General features: G+C 63.6%; 9 protein-coding genes. 6 read left to right on the top strand and 3 right to left on the bottom strand.

The window, feature by feature from the left end; translation table 11 throughout:
* Positions 1 to 315: 315 nt before the first annotated feature.
* The 3 genes from H7A86_RS16335 to H7A86_RS16325 all read left to right on the top strand — a co-directional run bounded on the left by H7A86_RS16335 (position 316) and on the right by H7A86_RS16325 (position 6,578).
* Complete coding sequence (locus H7A86_RS16335; protein ID WP_119130986.1) at positions 316 to 2,649, top strand: winged helix-turn-helix transcriptional regulator; 2,334 nt, start codon at positions 316 to 318, stop codon at positions 2,647 to 2,649.
* 110 nt (positions 2,650 to 2,759) lie between these two features.
* On the top strand, positions 2,760 to 3,653 hold the full coding sequence (locus tag H7A86_RS16330) for a helix-turn-helix domain-containing protein (RefSeq protein WP_119130987.1): 894 nt from the start codon (positions 2,760 to 2,762) through the stop codon (positions 3,651 to 3,653).
* A 48-nt stretch (positions 3,654 to 3,701) separates the two neighbouring features.
* The gene (locus tag H7A86_RS16325) at positions 3,702 to 6,578 is read left to right on the top strand and encodes a TonB-dependent receptor plug domain-containing protein (RefSeq protein WP_180707923.1); all 2,877 of its coding nucleotides are present in this window, start codon (positions 3,702 to 3,704) and stop codon (positions 6,576 to 6,578) included.
* 556 nt (positions 6,579 to 7,134) lie between these two features.
* Here the strand turns inward: H7A86_RS16325 and H7A86_RS16320 are convergent.
* Together H7A86_RS16320 and ppa are read right to left on the bottom strand one after the other, a co-directional pair.
* Positions 7,135 to 8,283: an HDOD domain-containing protein gene (locus H7A86_RS16320; RefSeq protein ID WP_164739760.1), complete on the bottom strand. Its 1,149-nt coding sequence runs from the start codon at positions 8,281 to 8,283 to the stop codon at positions 7,135 to 7,137.
* Between the two features lie 113 nt (positions 8,284 to 8,396).
* Positions 8,397 to 8,933 (bottom strand): inorganic diphosphatase, encoded by a 537-nt coding sequence (gene ppa, locus H7A86_RS16315; RefSeq protein WP_002804918.1) that lies wholly within the window; start codon positions 8,931 to 8,933, stop codon positions 8,397 to 8,399.
* A 198-nt stretch (positions 8,934 to 9,131) separates the two neighbouring features.
* Between ppa and H7A86_RS16310 the strand changes: the two genes are divergently transcribed.
* Positions 9,132 to 9,620 carry a hypothetical protein gene (locus H7A86_RS16310; protein WP_104584040.1) on the top strand — a complete coding sequence of 163 codons (489 nt, stop codon included), beginning with the start codon at positions 9,132 to 9,134 and terminating at the stop codon, positions 9,618 to 9,620.
* A gap of 272 nt (positions 9,621 to 9,892) precedes the next feature.
* Here the strand turns inward: H7A86_RS16310 and H7A86_RS16305 are convergent, their stop codons facing one another.
* Positions 9,893 to 11,920 carry a sodium-translocating pyrophosphatase gene (locus tag H7A86_RS16305; protein ID WP_104648824.1) on the bottom strand — a complete coding sequence of 676 codons (2,028 nt, stop codon included), beginning with the start codon at positions 11,918 to 11,920 and terminating at the stop codon, positions 9,893 to 9,895.
* Positions 11,921 to 12,169: 249 nt separating this feature from the next.
* Here H7A86_RS16305 and H7A86_RS16300 point away from each other — a divergent pair, with 249 nt between their 5' ends.
* Both H7A86_RS16300 and H7A86_RS16295 read left to right on the top strand, forming a co-directional pair.
* Complete coding sequence (locus tag H7A86_RS16300; RefSeq protein ID WP_119130989.1) at positions 12,170 to 12,691, top strand: hypothetical protein; 522 nt, start codon at positions 12,170 to 12,172, stop codon at positions 12,689 to 12,691.
* Positions 12,692 to 13,135: 444 nt separating this feature from the next.
* Complete coding sequence (locus tag H7A86_RS16295; RefSeq protein WP_104648826.1) at positions 13,136 to 13,807, top strand: hypothetical protein; 672 nt, start codon at positions 13,136 to 13,138, stop codon at positions 13,805 to 13,807.
* Positions 13,808 to 13,810 lie beyond the last annotated feature (3 nt).

Raw genomic sequence — 13,810 nt, 5'->3', positions numbered from 1 at the left:
TGCGCTGCAAGCGGTTACAGCTGGCAAGCATTTCAGCGCATTTTTCTGAATCGCAGATAAAAAAATCGCGCCAGAGGCGCGAAGGGGACATCGTAATTATTTGAATTCGTCGGCGAGAGAGAGAGAGCCTGACGTCGCCACCTGTCGTAGGAAGCAACGGGGCATAGAGTAAAATTTGCACCAAATGGATGCATGACACAGTTGGTTGTGGTCCTTTGCTGAATTTGGCGCTTCGCGCGAAGTGCGCGATGCGTTCTTGTAGTCCTTGCATGCCGGTGCGTGTTCTTGCCGATGAGTGTTCCTCCCGCTAATGCGATGCCATCGGGCCGGTTGCGTGTCGGCCAGTGCGTGGTCGATGTTGCCTCGCGCGAAGTGCATGCGCCCGGCGCCCGGCGCGCCGCGCGTCTGGCACCGAAATCCCTGGCGGTGTTGCTGACGCTGGCGCGGCAGCCGGGCCAGGTGGTGAGCCGCGAGCAGCTGCTGGCCGAGGTCTGGCCCGACACCTTGCCGACCAACGACGTGGTGACCCAGGCGGTCACGCAACTGCGCAAGGCGTTGGCCAGCAATGGCAGCCAGCGCTTCGAGCATATCGAGACCATCGCCAAGACCGGCTATCGCCTGCTGGCGCCGGTGGCGTGGGAGCAGCGCTCGGACAGCTCCGCCGATGCCGTCGCGGGCCCATCGGTGGCAACGGTATCGAGCACGGCACTTGAGGATCGCGATCCCACGGCGGGCATCGCGGCCGCTGCCGCCCTGGAGCGTGACGCGGCAGCCCGGCAGCCGCTGCCGTTGGTTCGGTCCGCACCGGCGGCCGCGCAGCGGCGCCGCTGGATGGCACTGGCGGTGGCCGGCGTGACCTTGCTGGTGGTGCTGGGGCTGGCGGCACGGACGCTGTGGATGCGTGCGCCAGCCAGCGATACCGCTGCGGCCTCGGCAGTGCTGGGCAGCCCCAAGCGCCCGTATCAGATCATCACTGCAGGCGGCGGTTTCGATCTCACGCCCAGCCTGTCGCCGGATGGGGCGATGGTGGCCTACGCCTCGCTGACCAGCGATCGCGCAGGCACCTCGATCCTGGTCAAGACCACCAACAACGCCTATCCGCGCGTGCTCGATACGCCGGCGGCCGGCATCTCCGATCGGCTGCCGGCCTGGTCGCCGGACGGGCGCGAGATCGCCTTCTCACGGCAGGCGCCCGATGGCGGCTGCCGCGTCATGATTGCCGCCGCCAGCGGCCCGGCTGCCGCACGCGAGGTGGCGCGCTGCGACGGCGCGGACATGCTGAGTTTCAGTTGGTCGCCAGACGGCCGTGCGTTGCTGTTCGGCAGCATGACCGGCGCGCACGGGGCGCCGCACATGCGGCGGCTGGATCTGGAAACCGGTCAATGGCAGCCGCTGAGCTACAGCGCGCAGCCGAGCGACTTCGACTACACGCCGCGCTATTCGCCGGACGGCCACTGGATCGTGTTTCTGCGCAATCCGCAGCTTGGCGACCTGTGGCGCATTCCGGCAAGCGGCGGAACCGCCGAACGGCTGACCCATGACAACGCGGATGTCCGCGGCTGGAGCTGGTTGCCCGACGGCAGCGGCCTGATCTTCGGGCGTCGTGTGGACAGCGAGGCGCGGCTCTACCGGCTCGATCTGGTCGACCGCAGCCTGCATGACCTTGGTGTGGACGATGCGCAGGCGCCGGATGTGGCGCAGGGCCATCTGGTGTTCGTGCAGCGTAAACCGCAATTTGGCGTGTATCAGGTGATTCACGACCCCATGAATGGCGGCTACATCCGCCGCCGGCTGTTTCCCTCCAGCGGGCGCGACGACCAGCCGATGATCGCGCCGGACGGGCACCAGCTGATCTTTGCCTCCAACCGCTCCGGTGCGTACGGCCTGTGGTGGGGCGATGTCGGCAAACCTGGCTCGGTGCGCCTGATCGAAGGCCTGCGGCCGGATGCGCGCCAAGCCGCCGACTGGTCGGCTGATTCGCAACGCGTACTGGTCAGCGGCAGCGATGCGCAAGGGCATGCGGCCTTGTTCGAAGTGACCCCAGGCACGGGCAGGGTGCTGCGGCTGCCGGTGCCGCAGGCGCGACCGTTGCAGGCGATCCATCTTCCCGATCCCGACCGGTTGCTGGTCCTGGCCGCAGCGGATGACGGGCGCACCTTTGCCACGCTCTACGACAGACGCAGCTCTCCCTGGCGCGCGCTGGCGTCGCTGCAGGACGTCTCGCAGCTGCGGCTGGATCGCATCAGTGGCCAGGTATTGCTGACGCGCCTGACCGGCGGCGGGTTATGGCAGGTCGCCCCGTCGCTGGCGGCCGACACCTTGCAGCAAGTCGATCCGCAGCAGCCATCGCGCTGGCGTTATCGCAGCTGGGCGCCCGGTGCGCGAGGCCAGTTGCATTACCTGTCGTCCACCGACACCTGTGCCACCCACGACAGCGACCTGCGCGCCGGTGCCGGGCGGTGCCTGGATGCGGCCAAGTACACCACCATCAACGGCTTCAGCGTGGATCAGCGCAGCGGCGCGCTGTATGTGGCATTGGCGGAAGAAGATGGCAGTTCGATCGCCTTCATGCCGTTGCCGGAACGCCTGGCGACGCCCCTGGGTGTGGTATCCAACCTGTTGATCGTGCTGAGAAAAATCGCCTCGTAAGTTCTTCGGAAAGACTTCGTCGCAATTTCGGCAGACCTTCGTCGGAACTTCCTGACTCACACCAGATTCGGCAAAACACTACGCCCTCTTTTGTACAGGGGGCTGCCACCATGCAACAGGTCATCACCGCAGATCGCGGGCTCGCACTCTCACTGGACGGCACCAGCGAGCCGACGTCGACGACCTGTCTGGCCGTCTCGCGCCTGGGCAGTATCCGTACTGCCGCCGCCACCTTCACGCTGTGGGTGCAGTTGCGCGGCCGCGCCTGGGTGGAGTCCAAGGAAGGGCGTTTCCGTCTGCGCGCCGGCGACTGGATCGCCTTCGACAAGGAATCGCATCCCACCGTGCAGGCCGACCGCAGTGCGCTCTGTGTCGGCGTCAGCCTCGATGGCGAGAGCCTGCAATCCCTGGCCGAACTGACCGACGCCACGTTGTATCCGGGGCGCAGCCAGCTGTCGCGTGGCGATCTGCGGATTGCACTGCGCTTGTGGCGCAACGCGGCCGCACAGAGCGGCAGTGCGTCGGCACGCCCCCTGTTGCTGCATCTGGCCGCGATGCAGCGCGACTTCATCGCGCAGGAGCAGCGCTGCCCGGGCCGTTCGCGCAGCCGTCGCCGTCAGGTGTTCGGTCGCATGCAACGCGCCCGGCTGTATCTGGAAGGCAACAGTGACCGCGTGGTGCGCATCGCCGAGCTGGCGCAGCTGACCAACTTCTCCAGCTGGTATGTGTCCAAGACGTTCCAGAGCCTGTACGAGGAAAGCCCGCAGGCCCTGTCGGCACGTCTGCGCCTGGAGCGCGCCTCCAATCTGCTGCGCGATACCTCGATGATGATTGGTGAGGTTGCGGCCGCAAGCGGCTTCGACAATTGCTGCAGCTTCGCGCGTGCGTTTCGTGCGCGTTTCGGAGTCTCCGCATCGCATTACCGGGACCAAACGACAAATCCGCCAGATTCGGCAAAGCCACGGAACGTGACGCGCAAAGCGACGATGTTCACGCAATCGTAATTTGCACAGGGGCGCTTAACGCGCCACTAACGAACCCTGGAGAGATTGATGAACCTTCGCACCTCCGCAGTGCGGCTGGGCCTGTTGCCCGCCGGTATTGCGATCGCGTTGACGCCGGCTTTTGCCGTCGCGCAAGACCAGCCTGCCAATCAGCAGTCGGGCACCACAACGCTTGACCGTATCGAAATCACTGGCTCGCGTATTCGTCAGGCCAGCATGGAGACCGCGCAGCCGGTCATCGCTTTGCAGCGCGCTGACATCGAGCGCCAGGGATTCACCAATGTTGCGGACATTGTTCAAAACCTGTCCGCAACTGGCTCGCCGGCCATCAGTCGCGCCGACGCGCTGTCTTCAGGGGAGGAAGTTGGGGGCCAATATGTGGACCTACGTAACCTTGGGCCGCAGCGCACACTCGTGTTGCTGGACGGCAAGCGGATGGGTGTCAGCTCTGGCGGTTACACTGATTTGGCGTCGATTCCGACCTCCATCGTTGAGCGCGTCGAAGTTCTGACAGACGGCGCATCGGCCATTTATGGCTCGGACGCGATTGCCGGTGTGATCAACATCATCACCCGCAAGAACTTCGATGGCCTGGAAGCTACTGCCTACGTTGGCCAGTACGGTCAGGGTGATGGTGAGAAGGAGCAGTACAACTTCGTCTATGGCACTACTACCGACCGTGGTTCGCTGACGTTGGGCGCCGAGTACAGTAAGGAAGATCCGGTGTACGCGCGCGATCGTCGCTATAGTGCTTCGCCCAACGGTCAGTGGCATCCCGCGCCGACCGACACGCTGACCAACGGCTGGAGTGCCATCTCCGATCGCGGTACCCTCCTCGATGCCGACGGCAACATGTTTACCCTGAATCCGGGCGGCAATACAGCCAACTTTTCTGACTATCACCCGTCGACCAACGCCGATCTGGCCAATCCGAGTCAGCAGATGTTCCTGCAGACCGGTTTGGAGCGCCGCTCGATCTTCGCCAATGGAGTATTTGACTTCACTGAGAACATTCGCGGTACGGCCAACGTGTTGTACACCGAGCGCGAAGCGCTTCAGCAGATCGCGGGCTATCCGTACCGTTCGGTCGCATTCGACACCCCGTTGTCGGCTGACAGCGCGTTCAATCCGCTGGGCAGTGATGCAGATTTCATGCGTCGTACCTGGGAAGTGCCGCGTCAGACCCGGTCTGAGCTGAACACTTTCCGCTTCGGCGCGGGCTTGGAAGGCTCGTTCCAATTTGGCGAAAACTATTGGGATTGGGACGTCAGCTACGTCTACAACCGTAACAAGGGCACCAAGACTGGCACCGGCAATCTGTTTCTGCCGAACGTGCGTAACGCAGTTGGGCCGTCGTTTGTCGACGCTGGCGGCGTCGCACGTTGCGGCACTGCGGTTGCACCGATTTCTGGCTGCACTCCGTGGAACCCACTGCTGCCGTACGGCCAAGCTGGCACAGGTTCGTTGGCCGATCCAGCGGTCCAGGCTTACCTGTTCCTGCCGACCCACGATACCTCCTTGACCACAACCAAGGTCTACAGCGCCAATATCGGTGGCTCGCTGTTCACGCTGCCTGCTGGCGACCTAGCGATGGCGGTGGGCGTCGAGCACCGCGAAGAAGATGCTGAGTACAACCCCGATGCCCTGCTGCAGTCCGGTCTAAGCACCGATCTAGCGGGTGCTTCCACCAAGGGCGGCTACAAGCTCGACGAGGTCTACCTCGAATTGAACGTGCCGATTCTGTCGGAAGTTCCGTTTGCCAAGGAACTGTCGCTCGATATGGCCGGTCGCTACTCGGACTACAACACCTTCGGTGATACGACTAACAGTAAGTTCGGCCTGAAGTGGAAGCCGATTGACGACCTGTTGGTGCGTGGCACTTATGCTACGGGCTTCCGTGCGCCGACAGTTGCTGATCTGTATGGCGGCACAAGCCAGACCTTCGACAGCTACACAGATCCATGCGACACCTCGTTCGGTACAGCCTCACGCAACGCAGGTGTGTCAGCACGCTGTGGTGCGGTGGTGCCCGCAAACTTCCGCCAAGAAGCGTCTGGCGGCGTCGACGCCACTGGTCCCGGGTCGCAGTCCAACTATGCATACCTGAGCGGTTCCAACCCGGCGCTGCTGCCGGAGACCTCCAAGACACACACGATCGGCCTGGTCTACAGTCCAAGCTACGTGCAGGGTCTGGACCTCAGCCTGGACTGGTGGAAGATCCGTATTGATGACGTCATCGCCGCCGAATCAGTTACCTCGATCCTCAATCAGTGCTACGTGCAGAACATAACAGGTGCTTGCGATCGCTTCGTGCGTGATGCCGATAGCGGCCAGGTGGTCGACGTGACGCGGACGCTGATCAATGGTGGTTACCAGGAGACTGCTGGCTACGACTTCGCAGTTCGCTATCGTCTGCCGGAAATGGCCTTTGGCCAATTAGTGGTCGATTGGAAGACAACCTATGTCGACTACCAGGACTACAAGCGTGACAACGAAGCAGAGACCCCGGTCGAGCGCCGCAACGGCTGGGCGAGCGCGGATTGGGGCTCTAACTTCCGCGTACGTTCCAACTTGAATCTGGGCTGGACATACGGCAGCTTCGGCGTCAACTGGATGGTGCGTTACTACTCTGGTGTCAAAGAAGCATGTGCGTACGATCTAAATGGTGGCCCCGAGTGCGATATGCCTGGTTTCACGTCCGCGTACACGCAAGAGCAGCCCACCCGCAACGTCGGCTCGAACACCTTCCACGATCTGCAGGTGCGTTATGACGCTCCGTGGGACGCCACGATCGCTGTCGGTGCCAACAACGTGTTCGATCATGAGGGGCCGGTAATGTACAGCCAACCAAACTCAAGCTTCTCGTACAACGGTAGCTTCGATATCGGTCGGTTCCTGTACATGCGTTACACCCAGCGCTTCTGATAGCGAAGCCTGCGTTCGACAAAATTAAAGAAGGCGGACCGCAAGGTTCGCCTTCTTTGGTTAAGCTACTAGGCTATCGCCTGCGAGACAGGCAGCCTGCTCATTGAGTTGAAGCGGAAACGCTAAGTTGTCGTTGACCTACATCTCGCCGGATAAACCACCTGACGCGCCGCTATCCTTAGCACCCATTTGAGGGGCAAGCGCTGCTATGCAGTATTTGCCCCCATTGCTCGTCGCAAGCGAGGACTGCGTGGGTCTTGATGTCTGGTGCTTCAATAGATGAAATGGCAGCAGGCATCTTGTTGAGAACAGTATCGATTACGCGCTAGACCGTCTAGCGATCGTTACATGAAGCCGAGCCGCTTGCCGAGCGGATGCACTTACGAGGCCTCGCCGGACGCGAGTTTCCTGTTAGGTATGTAGCCTCCGGAGAGAGCATGTATATGCGCTGATGCAGTAGTGGCAGGAGTACTGGTCGCGTGAATGCCCCTCCGATTCATTGACTATCTACTTTCACACCCTGAATGAGAGTAGGGACATTAGGCGACCTGCTGACTCACGCCTCGGCAAGCCCCAGCAAGGTATCGGCCTGTTCGCGCCAGGCCGGCAGGCGGGTGAGCACGCCGACCTTGGACAGGTACTCTTCGTCCACGGTTTCGCCGCTGGCCAATGCGGTCGCCACATGCACCGCGCCGGTCACCCAGAAACTGCGCAGGCTGGAGCGCTGCGGGTGGCGATGGAAGGCCACCGCTTCGATGATCGGCATCGGCAGGCCCCACAGGCCGAGCAGGTACGCGCCGGCCTCGGTGTGGCCCAGGCGATCGTCACCGCCTTCCAGCGCCGGTTCGCGCTCGTCGCGCACACCGGGCAGCAGCAGCCCGATGTCGGCCAGCAGCGCGGCGGTGGAGCCGAGTTCTGCGCTGGTCGGCGGCAATACCTTCGCCGCCAGGCGCGAAGAGAGCAGGGCGCGGCGCTGCATCGCATTGCGTTCGGCCGGGGTCAGGGTCTGTACCGAGAACACTTCGCTGGCCAGGACCAGGTCGCGCAGCGTGGCCACGCCCAGGCGGGTCACTGCCGTGCGCAGATCGGTGATGCTGCGGCCGCCGGAGAAGAACGCCGAATTGCACAGCTGCAGTACCTTGGCCGCAATCGCCGGATCGCCAGCGATCAGCTTGGCGATATCGGCCGCATCGGTGCCTTCGTCCTCTTCCAGGGCATGCATCAGGCTCAGATACAGGTGCGGTGGCGACGGCAGTTTTTCGATCCGGCCGATCGCAGCGCGCAGACGCGGATTGCTGAGCAGATCGCGCAGTTCTTCCAGGCTGGTGATGGCTTCGAGCAGGACTTCCGGGGCCAGCGGCATCGGCAGGAAGCGGTGCGCCACGCCAATGATGCGCGCCGGCGGCGTGCGTTGGCCATCCCGGGCATCGATCAAGGCGATGCGGATGGTGTCCGGGCGCAGTGTACGGATCTGCCCCAGCAGCGTGGCGGAAGTAAGATCGGGCAAGACGGGGGCGACGATGACCGCATCGAACGGCGACAACGCAGCCGCTTCAATGGCCGAATTACCATCGGCCACCTGCTGCACCTGCCATTGATCACCCAGATCAGCGACGTAGTCGCTCAGTTCGGACGGAAGACTGGCTTCGTCCCCAACAAACAGAATACGCAAGACACTTCCCCAAGAGTCACCGGTGGCAGACACCGGCCAAACGCTGTCGGCAATGTACCCAATCTGCCGCTGGCGGTCACCGGGATCACGCCAAAAGCGTGATCCCGATCGCCCCGCGGCTGCGGGGCTGCATCACGGTCGTTGAATCAGGGTGCGTCGGAATTATAGCGTTCCACCGACTCCACCAGGATGCGCTTGGCCTCGGCCGCGCCGCCCCAACCATCCAGCTTGACCCACTTGCCCTTCTCCAAGTCCTTGTAATGCTCGAAGAAATGACCGATGCGCTCCATCCAGTGGCTGGACACCTGGTCGATATCCTCGATATGCGCGTAGCCGGAGAAGATCTTCTCGATCGGCACCGCCAGGATCTTCTCGTCGCTACCGGCCTCATCGCTCATGCGCAGCACGCCGACCGGACGGCAACGCACCACCGAGCCGGGCACCAACGGCAGCGGCAGCACCACCAGCACGTCGGCCGGGTCGCCGTCGCCACATAGGGTGTTGGGCACATAGCCGTAGTTGCAGGGGTAACGCATCGGAGTGGACAGGATGCGGTCGACGAAGATCGCGCCGCTGGCCTTGTCCACTTCGTACTTGACCGGCTCCGAATCCTTTGGAATTTCGATGACGACGTTGATTTCTTCCGGCAGATTCTTGCCGGAGGTGACCAGTTCAAGACCCATGCGCGTAACTCCCGAGACGTCATCTAGTGTGTGGAGCGCGATTCTACGCGTTCGGCTGTTGCGGTGCAGCGACACTGAATGGGCAATGTTCTGACTGCCATATGCGGCATAGCCCGCATTCATCCCGGGGAGCTCTCCGATCCACGCGGCACGCAGCGCGGCGCACGCTGCAGGCTCCTCCACTGCTCGGGAACTGCCATGTTCAAGCCTGTGCGTTTGCTTGTTGTGCTGCTGCTCTGCGGTGCCGCCCAGCTCGCTGGTGCGGCGACGCCTGCGTCACCGCCGGTCTTCGTCGACGCGGTGGACTGGCCCGCCAACGGCGAGGGCTGGGAGGCCTTTGTCGATCTGGAACAGCGCCTGGAGCACGACTTCGACCAGATCTGCGGCGATACCTTTTGCGGCGGCGAATTCAGCGACTACCAGCCGCTGCGCTTCCGCTGCTCGGTGCATCGGGTGAGCGGGGTGGTGCGCAGCTGCATCTGGACCTTCGGCGCCAGCGAGGTCAGCGTCGACCCCCAAAGCGGGTACCTGCGCTCGGACAGCCGGGTCTGGCGCTGCACGGCGCCACTGAAGGCCGGGACGCGCCTGGACGAGATGTATCGCACCCTGTCGGTGAACAATCCGCTGTTCGAGCCACTGCCCGGTGGCGCGCCGCCGATCTATGACGGCCTGATCGGTTGCCTTTGAGTACATGCCGCACCGCAGGTTGCTGCGCTGCGGGCTGCCTGGTGCAGTGACTGCATCCGGGCAGCAGCGGGGCAGGCGCGGCTTGGGCGATCGAGCTATGCAGCACGCCAGCATCGCACGCGGCAGGCCAATGGGCTTATCCGCGGTGGTCAGGTAAGCACCGCAGGCAGTCGTCGGGCCTGGCGTGGCGTAGGGACCCGGGGCGTGCGTTGGCACGTTCCGGGTCACGCCTCGTCACCTTCGGTCAGCCCGCGGCCTGCGGCACGTCGCCCTCAAAGCAGCGGTACCAGCAGTAGGGCCACGATGTTGATGATCTTGATCAGCGGATTGATCGCCGGCCCGGCGGTGTCCTTGTACGGGTCGCCTACCGTGTCGCCGGTGATGGCGGCCTTGTGCGCTTCGCTGCCCTTGCCGCCGAAGTGGCCGTCTTCGATGTACTTTTTGGCGTTGTCCCAGGCCCCGCCACCGGTGGTCATCGAAATCGCCAGGAACAGGCCGGTCACGATCGTGCCGATCAACAATCCGCCCAGTGCCCGCGGCCCCAGCAGCAGCCCGACCACCACCGGCACCACCACCGGCAGTAGCGAGGGCAGGATCATTTCGCGGATCGCCGAGCGGGTCAGCATGTCGACCGCGCGGTCGTACTGGGGCCTGGCGGTGCCGGCCATGATCCCGGGGATCTCGCGGAACTGGCGACGCACTTCTTCCACCACCGCGCCTGCCGCGCGTCCCACCGCTTCCATCGCCATCGCACCGAACAGATACGGGATCAAGCCGCCGATCAACAAACCGATGATCACGGTGTGGTCGGACAGGTCGAAGGCGAATACCTGGCCGGGATTGGCCGCCTGCAGGTTATGCGTGTAGTCGGCAAACAGCACCAGCGCAGCCAGCGCGGCCGAGCCGATCGCATAGCCCTTGGTGACCGCCTTGGTGGTGTTTCCCACCGCATCCAGCGGATCGGTGATGTTGCGTACTTCCGGCGGCAACTCGGCCATTTCGGCGATGCCGCCGGCGTTGTCGGTAATCGGCCCGTACGCATCCAGCGCCACGATCATGCCGGCCATCGACAGCATTGCAGTCGCTGCGGTCGCGATGCCGTACAAGCCGCCAAAATGAAACGCGCCCCAGATTGCCGCGCACACCGCAATGACCGGCAGCGCAGTGGATTTCATCGAGACGCCAAGCCCGGCAATGATGTTGGTGCCGTGGCCGGTGGTGCTTGCGGCGGCAACGTGCTGCACCGGCTTGTACTGGGTGCCGGTGTAGTACTCGGTGATCCAGACGATCAGGCCGGTGAGCACCAGGCCGATCAAGGCGCACGCATACAACGCGGTGGCGCCATGCGTGTTGTCGCGCATCAGCGACTGGGTGATCGGCCAGTAGGCCAGTGCGGCCAGCACGCCGGAGACGATCACGCCCTTGTAGAGCGCGCCCATGATCGAGCCGCCTGCTTTGACCTTGACGAACGAGGCGCCCACGATTGAAGCGATGATGGAGACACCACCCAGCACCAGCGGGTACAGCACCGCCTGCGGCCCGGTTTCGGCCAGCGTCAGGCTGCCCAGCAGCATGGTGGCGATCACGGTGACTGCATAGGTTTCAAACAGATCCGCCGCCATGCCGGCGCAGTCGCCGACATTGTCGCCCACGTTGTCGGCGATCACCGCCGGGTTGCGTGGATCGTCCTCGGGGATACCGGCTTCCACCTTGCCGACCAGGTCCGCGCCCACGTCCGCACCCTTGGTGAAAATACCGCCACCCAGGCGCGCGAAGATCGAAATCAGCGACGAGCCGAATGCCAGCCCCACCAGTGCATGCAGGTTGCGCTCCAGCGGCAGTCCCACCGCTTGCAACAGCGCGTAGTAACCGGCGACACCGAGCAGTCCCAGGCCGACCACCAGCATGCCGGTGATGGCACCGCCACGGAACGCCACATCCATCGCAGGGCCGATGCCATGCCGCGCGGCCTCGGCCGTACGGACGTTGGCACGGACCGACACGTTCATGCCGATATAGCCGGCCAACCCCGACAGCACCGCGCCGATCGCAAACCCGACGGCGGTGTACCAACTCAGGAACAACCCGACCAGGACGAACAGCACGCCGCCGGCAATCGAAATGGTGAGGTATTGCCGGTTGAGATACGCGCGTGCGCCTTCCTGGATTGCGGCGGCGATTTCCTGCATGCGTGCATTGCCGCTCGGCTGCGCGATCACCCAGCGTGCCGACACACCGCCATAGACGATTGCCAGGACTGCACAGCCCAGCGCAAGTAGTAACCCGTAGTGTTCCAGCATGACCCCTCCCAGAGAATGGATGTCGTCCGGTCGGACGAACCAAGGGCGATGCACGCAGCGAGTGGAGTGGCGAATACGGACTCGACGGCCATGGGGACCGTAATGCGCGTCGCGATGTTCAGGTGGCCGGATTGCGGGCGAGTATGCGCCGCGGCTTGCGCCGCTGCCACCACTGCGGCTTTGGCGCGTCGTTCAGTTGCGGCATGACAGCCTGCGGCCAACGTGATCGAGCCGATCCAAGGAGTGACGATGTCGAACCATGCCGCAAAATATGCCGTGACGATCGCTGCAGTCTTGCTCAGCGCCCAAGCGCTCGCTGCCGAACCGACGCCGGAATTGAAGCAGCGTCCAGCCGGCACCGCGCAAGCGGTCGGCGCCGTGCACACCCTGCGCCAGATTCCCGAGGCCTGCGCGCGCCTGGAAGGCGTGTTCACTGGCAATGCCGCGCAGCCGTATACGTTGTCGGTGGTGCGCAGCAGTCCCACCTGCCAGCCGCGTGCACGCTTCGTGGATTTCGCCAAGGCCGCGCCCAGCGTCGCGTCTGGCTGGATCTTCAACGATGTGATCCGCGTCCCCAGCGCAGCCTGCCACGCGCAGCAGGCGGTGGTGCGCGTCTGGCGCAAGCCGGTGGAGGCCAAGCCGCAGCTCGATGGCCAAGGCCAGTCGCGCATCTACTTGGAAGATGCGAAGCAACAGGCTGCCGCCGGCAAGATTGCGCAGGTGCCAATGTTCGCGGCGCAGCAGACCATGGAAGGCAAGGCCTGTCAGTGACAGGTGCGGCATGATGCGGGTGCGTTGCTGCTGTTTGAGGTGCAGAGGTCCGCGTGGCATGACGCTCCGTAGCGGCATGCCATGCGGGTGACGCGCATCGACAATAGAGCGATGCCGGTGTTGCTATCGATGCCGCGGGCTTGTGTGGCATCCACATCGAAGCAGTGATCCAACCATTGCTCAAGCTTTAAGAAACACAGTCGCGCCAGCTTGCATGTTGCGCACGGTTACCGCCCCGTGCATTGGGAGCGACCACCGTCACTGCGAAGCAACTGCGTGCCGCAGGTTCGCGGCGCCGGTGGTCGGCATCGGCTTGTGCCACGCATATACTCCGGACCCGGCACGCCAATTGCCCGCATCCGATACGCGCTGGCAACGATTTGTCGCTGCGCTCGGCGCGATACCGAGTCGCGCAGCAACTCCGCTGATGTCTTGAGAACGTCTATGAAGGTATTGCGATACTCCCCAAGCCTGCTTGCCTTCTTCGCATTGTGGCATCCAGTACCCGTGCGCGCGGCGGCGAGCATGGTGGTCGACGATGCCGGGGTGACACCGCGTGGCCAATGCCAGCTGGAAGCCTGGTGGCGTGCAACGCCAGGTGGTGCATCGGCCACGGCGGTACCTGCCTGCAATGTCCTGGGTACGGAATTTTCCTTAGGAGTGACCGATGTCCGGCATGGATCTACCGCGTTCGATATAGGGGCCAAACACACGCTGCGCGATCCAGAGCAGCATGCCTGGGGGCTGGCAGTAGCGGTCGGGCTGCAGCGTACTTGGCAAGAACCGCAGCAACGCGCGCGCTATCTCACCGTTCCGCTGACGTGGTCGCTTGGAGCAGATGCGGCCACGCGGATTCACGTCAACCTTGGTTTCGTCGCGCTGCATGCCGGGTCCGATGCCACCACTGCGGGAGTGGGGCTGGAGCGGGCACTCACGCCCAAATGGACACTCTTGGCCGAAGCCTCCGGAGACGATCACAACGGGCAGGGCGCACAAGTTGGCATGCGCCGGCTGATGGGAAAGGCGTCCAGCGTCGACCTAGTTGTCGGGCGCGACCACGCGGTAGCGCCACGTGGATGGATCACGCTGGGGGTCAATCTGGCAATGTCGCCGTGATCT

This window comes from Xanthomonas euroxanthea (genome assembly GCF_903989455.1).
Classification (GTDB): Bacteria; Pseudomonadota; Gammaproteobacteria; order Xanthomonadales; family Xanthomonadaceae; genus Xanthomonas; species Xanthomonas euroxanthea.
The sequence above is the reverse complement of the archived record's forward strand: the minus strand, read 5'-3'. Positions and strand labels throughout refer to the sequence as shown.